Source organism: Fictibacillus nanhaiensis, from assembly GCF_036213205.1.
Classification (GTDB): Bacteria; Bacillota; Bacilli; order Bacillales; family Fictibacillaceae; genus Fictibacillus; species Fictibacillus nanhaiensis_E.
Window position 1 is genome coordinate 60,399 of sequence record NZ_JARMFC010000015.1, and the last position, 6,012, is coordinate 66,410.

General features: G+C 38.4%; 6 protein-coding genes. 2 read left to right on the forward strand and 4 right to left on the reverse strand.

Annotated elements, in window-relative coordinates; all coding sequences use genetic code 11:
- Window positions 1–2 precede the first annotated feature (2 nt).
- The 4 genes from P4V41_RS15425 to P4V41_RS15440 form a co-directional block, all read right to left on the reverse strand.
- A complete protein-coding gene (locus P4V41_RS15425) occupies window positions 3–722 on the reverse strand; it encodes a lysophospholipid acyltransferase family protein (protein WP_328085976.1) in 720 nt (239 codons plus the stop codon).
- Between the two features lie 14 nt (window positions 723–736).
- Complete coding sequence (locus P4V41_RS15430; RefSeq protein ID WP_328085977.1) at window positions 737–1,111, reverse strand: SLAP domain-containing protein; 375 nt, start codon at window positions 1,109–1,111, stop codon at window positions 737–739.
- A 109-nt stretch (window positions 1,112–1,220) separates the two neighbouring features.
- Window positions 1,221–1,766, reverse strand: a complete 546-nt coding sequence (locus P4V41_RS15435) for a hypothetical protein (RefSeq protein WP_328085978.1) — start codon at window positions 1,764–1,766, stop codon at window positions 1,221–1,223.
- Between the two features lie 18 nt (window positions 1,767–1,784).
- A complete protein-coding gene (locus P4V41_RS15440) occupies window positions 1,785–3,365 on the reverse strand; it encodes a bifunctional UDP-sugar hydrolase/5'-nucleotidase (protein ID WP_328085979.1) in 1,581 nt (526 codons plus the stop codon).
- 272 nt (window positions 3,366–3,637) lie between these two features.
- Between P4V41_RS15440 and P4V41_RS15445 the strand changes: the two genes are divergently transcribed.
- Together P4V41_RS15445 and P4V41_RS15450 are read left to right on the forward strand one after the other, a co-directional pair.
- The gene (locus P4V41_RS15445) at window positions 3,638–5,221 is read left to right on the forward strand and encodes a hypothetical protein (RefSeq protein ID WP_328085981.1); all 1,584 of its coding nucleotides are present in this window, start codon (window positions 3,638–3,640) and stop codon (window positions 5,219–5,221) included.
- Between the two features lie 204 nt (window positions 5,222–5,425).
- The gene (locus P4V41_RS15450; RefSeq protein WP_328085982.1) at window positions 5,426–5,971 is read left to right on the forward strand and encodes a histidine phosphatase family protein; all 546 of its coding nucleotides are present in this window, start codon (window positions 5,426–5,428) and stop codon (window positions 5,969–5,971) included.
- The last annotated feature ends 41 nt before the right edge of the window (window positions 5,972–6,012 follow it).

Below are 6,012 nucleotides of genomic sequence, written 5' to 3' on the forward strand. Positions count from 1 at the left end.
ACTTAAGAAACGGCTTTTTTTACACCGTTTTTAATAATTTCCTCTGACACCCTTGCCAATTCTTTAGCATCTTGATGTTGTTCTGGATAGATCGGCGGATGAACGGTAAGGTGAACTTCCGCTGGCTTGATCCAAAATCCTTGTTGTTCCATTATTTTATACGAGCCGTTAATCGTAACAGGAATGATCGGAACACCAGATTTAGTCGCTAGTTTGAAGCTTCCCGCTTTAAATTCTGACATATCGTCACCTTTACTTCTCGTTCCTTCAGGAAAAATAACAAGAGATGTTCCGTTTTTCAGCAGTTTGGCTCCCTCATTGATCGCTTGAACAGACTGTCTTACATTCTTACGATCCATGAACAAACAGTTCAACTGCTCCATCCATGTCCCGATAAAAGGCATCTTCTTTACCTCGATCTTCGAAATGAATGCTTTTGGTTTCTGGATATAGCCTAAAAGAATCGGAATATCGAAGTTACCTTGATGATTGCTGACAAAAAGCACAGCTGTATCGTTCGGGATGTTTTCCTCACCGCTTAGTGTGACACGTGTCCCACTAAGCTTAACGAGCGAAGTTGACCACTCTTTTACTTTCTGATCAACCAACTGGTCCCGCTCTTCTATCTTTCCAGCTTGATAAAACTTTTTTACACGGTTTAATGAGGGGATCAACTTTAATAAAATTCCCCAAAAATAAATAAACCAAATAATCGTTCTCACACGTTTCCCTCGCTTTACATGATGATTAATTGCCCATACTCTCGAGATGGCTGGCTTATTAGTGATGCTGCTGGAAAAATAAACGTCCATGGCATACTTGTTTCAGGTGGAACTTCCAACGTATAACGGGAGTCCATTTCACCAATCGTATGCTCCTCTTCTTCATACAGCACTTTTTTCCCAATTAAAGAGAAAGGCCCTGTCGAATAATTATTTACAAGCACAGTCACTAAAAATTCTTTTTTATGGTTATAAGCTGTTTTCAAAATCACAGCCTGCTGTCTCACATGTTCTTCTGAAAGCAATTCAGAAAAGACTCGTTCTATCTCTTCTCTGTCTTGGCGGGCTATAGTCTTGTCCCATGCAGATTCAAACTCCAGTTTTTGCAAGATTATCCCCTCCTTTGAACCATATTATCATATTTTTTTGTAAACCACTCCATTACAAAGAATAAGCCGTAAGAGATCAGTCACTCCACGGCCTCATTTCTCTATAAAATTAATCAAAGACAGAGCTTGCCGCTTCAATCAACTTCTTTTTCTCCGCTTTTTTGTCAGTGTCCACCTTCATTAAGTACTCTATCTTATAGAATAACCCATCCTTTTTCCAAGCAAGGATAGGAAGATCTGCACTTCCCGAAAAATACGCATCCGTACCATCACCTAGCTCAACTTCGTCTTTCGTTTCTAGCTTCTCGGTCTTCGGCAAAAAATTGGATACTCGATAAGCTAAATATACATTCTGCCCTTGTTGTTCCGGATAAAAAACGGAGTCCACAAGAATATTTCGTTTCTCACCCCAATCCGAGATCTGAAACGTTGAGAGAGCGACCTTAAACGGCAGTTTATCAGGTAGCTCCAGTGAGAACGGAACGGCTTTTAGTGTTTCTTTCTTAGAAACTTGATCGTAATAGCGAGGATAAGCACCTTTTGGATGATCTTGCAGTGTTAAGTTTTTATCGTTTAACGTTCTTTTTTCCTCACTCGAACATCCAACAAGCAAAACTGCTATGACTACAAATACGAACCAACCCCACTTTTTCATCCGCTTCACCTGCTTCTCTTATTTTTTTAAGGAAGATGAAACCTTTACACGCCAGTTGTGATCACACGTTGCTTGTATCGTGCCTCTGTTCAATATATAGTTGGCCATCAGTTCTGACATATCGATCGGAATATCCTTTACTACACGTTTCCCCTTAAACATGGGATAATCGCCGCCTCCACCTGCACGATAGTTGTTCATGACTACTTCGTATAAGGAGTCATTTTTGATTGGTTTTCCTTTATACATTACGTCTACTATTCGGTGTCCGATCGGCTTTGACAGGTCAATCGTGTAATCAATGCCTTCCCACATGTCGTAGTTGTAATGCTGAGGCTTTGGAATTGAAAACGCAGGGTTGATTATCGGATCACCCTCTTCGTTCAAAGAAAAATAAGAAGCTGATCGTTCTAATGCATCCTTCATATCTCGTCCTGTGATCTCTATCACTTTTAACGTGTTTGGGTATACATAGTTTGAAACGATATCGCGCATCGTAATATGTTTCGAGAACCCTTTGGAATGATCATCAAAAAGAGCGGTACTCGAAATATCTACACCTGCTGCATCCATCTGCACCTTATTAATGAATTCAATAAACGGATGATCAACTAGCCTCGCTAACATCGGATCAATAATCGTCATATCCCCGTCTACTTGTCCTAAAGGCTGATCTAGCCATTTCTGTGTTTGATCTTCATAAGGCCGAATCAGATCCAACACCTGCTGATCAGGTTCATAGTTCTTCACAGAAAGTAATTTCGGCCTTTTATCCTCCACTTTCCATGAATCACCATCACCATGAACCTTTACTTCTACATATCCTAGCTCAGTTCCTTGTGTCCCAGGCTGAATGATTGCCACCCCGTTCACTTCACCTCCAAGCTTGCGATGCTGATGCCCTGTTATAAGTACATCAATTCCTTCAACCTCCATACAAAGCTGATACGCTTGATTCTCTTTTGTTAGGGATTCCGTCGGTTCACCTGTTCTAATATCTCTCTCAAATCCACCATGATAAGAAACAATAACAACATCTGATTTCGTTCGTAGATAAGGTACCCATTTTTTTGCCGTCTCCACCGCATCTAGAAATGAAAGGCCCTTAATATGTTCTGGATTCTCCCAGTTCGGTACATATTGTGTTGTTAATCCTAAGAGTGCTACTTTTATTCCACAATCAAACGTTTTTATCATATACGGTTGTCCAAATACAGGCTTCTCTGTTCCTTGGTGAACGATGTTAGCTGATAGCCAAGGGAATTTTGAATCATGAATCGTTTTGTATAAATAAGGAAGACCATAATTAAACTCATGATTTCCTATTATCGCAGCATCGTAATTCAGTTCATTTAAAAGAAGTACCATCGGATTTATTTCATTTTCATCTGATTTCGTGTGATAGTAAGTGAGTGGCGTTCCTTGAATAAGGTCTCCATTATCAATCAGGATGGCATTCGTATAATTAGACATGTGACCTTTTAATAACCCTGCGGTTTTAGCCAATCCTATTTCCGCTTTTTCATTATTACCGTAAGTTAACGGGAGAACATAGCCATGAATATCACTTGTCACATAAATATGAATGAATTGCTCCAAGACCTTTCCCCACCTTCTCTACGGATCGTTTATAATCCAAATTATACCACCAGTTCTGTTCCATCATTTAAAAAATCCTTTGATGATATTCGACAATATTTCCAGGGGAATGATTGTTATTCTACAAAAACTTACACAAAGAAAACATGAGTGATCTCATCTCACTAGTTCTTTCTATTATAAAAAATTGAGAATTATTTACAGGGATATACGTCTTATTTAACGAATACTATTAATTTGTCGTTTTATAGAAAATAGGGGGAACTATGATCATGAATACGAATGTAAAAACAAGTAAGAAAAAGAAAAGAAATCAATCCAATTACAGAGCCTTATTACTTCCTTTCGCAGTCGTTGTAATCCTTATTAGCGCGGTAATCTGGAATAACGTTCGCCAAGAGACAAAGCTTCCCAATTCTGATTGGAGCCGTTCCGTAAGCACAACCGCACAATCCATTAGTGCCGAACCAACTGTTATAAAAAAAGATGACCAATATTATGCTTACACACATCAAAAAGATGGTTTAAAGGTAACGACTTTAGACGAAAAGCTAAATCTAGTCTCTGAAAAAACAGAGAATCTTCCTCTCGATGAAAGGGCGAACTATTGGACAAACGGAAAACAGATCGCCTATATCTCTCGTGGTGAGCTTATTCTTTATGAAGATGGAAAACAAACTGTCATAGACAAAGATGTGGATCTTTTAGCTGATGCTAAAGATCGTTTTGCTTATTCGAAGGGTAATGAAGTATTTGTATACAATCCCGCAGATGGGAAGAGTCAATCCATATTTACAGCTAAAGAAAAGATATCAGAATTATCGGGTCATCCAGCATCTCAATCATTTATCGCAACAGTTGGTGAAAAGATAGATATGGAAGCTTTTTATCTAAAAGAAGCTGACGAAAAATATAGTGCTCAATCTATTACGCGATACAGCAAAACACCAACGGATAAGATCTATAACTTCCGCTTTGCTGAAGCAGATGATCAAGTTCATTTTATGTATACTTTCTATTCTTCTAAACAAGGAACGAAGACGTTTAAAACGTTTTACGGTGCAGCACCAACTGATCAGCTTACAACAATCGATTTTAGCAATGTAAAGCTATACAGCTCAGAGCTTGGGTATGAGATCGAAAACCCGTCATACCAGCAGCTGAACGTAGAAAATAACAAACCTATCATCCTATTTGCTGCGAAAGGCCCGATTTCTACTAAAAAGGAAGCGGGTAACATATACAAAGCCACCTTAAATGGCGACAAATGGGAAGCATCACGAATTAGCACAACGAGTGATTTCTCCATCTATCCGTTCCAGGTCGATGAAAAGACGATCGCTTGGTTAAAAGCTGAATCTGTTAGTGACTATAAACTTTATTTAGCAAGCAAAGACTCAGAGATTAAAAGTGACAGTAAAAAAATAGGAAAGCAAGATGTCTATAACGCCACGTTTGACGCATTTACAGCTTTCGTTGTATCGTTCATCGCCATGACGAACGCATTTGTTTGGATAGTGCCGTCTGTATTGTTCTTAGGAATTCTATATTTTGTAAGAATAGATGTTATTGAGGATGAAAAACCTTGGGCGAAATGGACTGCGATCGCACTTTTTGTGATGACACAGCTTTATGTCATTCAGTCTTTGTTCAACAACACATTCTATACACTAGCGCCGAAGTACCTCACCTTTACAGGCAGCTCATTCATCATCCCTGTCATTGTTTCCGCTATAGCACTGTGGGTGATGCAGGTTGCTAGAGATAAGGACTGGGGATTGTTTGCACAAGTCTCTTATTTTATCGGACTTACGGTATTGTTCGAACTCTTTGTTGTTGGAACGTATGTTTACTAAGAGCCTTTTTCTTAGTAATTTAGCGGATTGATGGGATAATCTGTCCAATCTAAATGTAAATCTGTCCATTTCTTATAATAATCTGTTCAATTGAAGCGATAATCTGTCCGATCTAAATGTAAATCTGTCCAATTGAATCGATAATCTGTCCGATTTAATTACTTTGGACTCACAAGCAAACTAAGGAGTTAGGGAGCTGAATTTATGATATATGTTATTCGGCACGGGGAAACAGATTTAAACAAAGAAAATAGGTTACAAGGTAGATCAGGCTTACCTCTAAATCAAGTAGGAATCACACAAGCAGAACATTTAAAAGAACAACTTAAAGATATAAATTTTGACTTTGTATTTTCTTCTCCACAAGAAAGAGCCATTCAAACAGCTGAGATAGCTACTGGGAAAAAAGTGATTACCGATAGCCGAATTGACGTATTTGACTTAGGAGAAGCTGATCAGTTGAAAAAAAGTGAAGTTATATTTGATGGATTTATTCCCGATTCTAATTTATACAAAGGGGTAGAAAATATTAATAGTTATGTAGAACGCGTGTTTAACTTCTTACGGGAATTAGAAGTTAGTTATCGTTCTGACATGCAAATTCTCCTTTCAGGACACAGATGTACAACAGGATGTATTGGTGCTTATTTTCACGGTGTCCCCCAGGATCAAAATCTTTTAAAATACTCATCTGATAATGGTGAGTATAAGACATATGCGTACACTCAATTTGCACATCATACAAAGTAAAATTAAAAAAGGACCCTGATGTGAACTGCACCCCGAATTTT

Coding starts and splice junctions, on each gene's coding strand:
- P4V41_RS15450 (WP_328085982.1), top strand. CDS start 5,426: ATGATATATGTTATTCGGCACGGGGAAACAGATTTAAACAAAGAAAAT.
- P4V41_RS15435 (WP_328085978.1), bottom strand. CDS start 1,766: ATGAAAAAGTGGGGTTGGTTCGTATTTGTAGTCATAGCAGTTTTGCTT.
- P4V41_RS15445 (WP_328085981.1), top strand. CDS start 3,638: ATGAATACGAATGTAAAAACAAGTAAGAAAAAGAAAAGAAATCAATCC.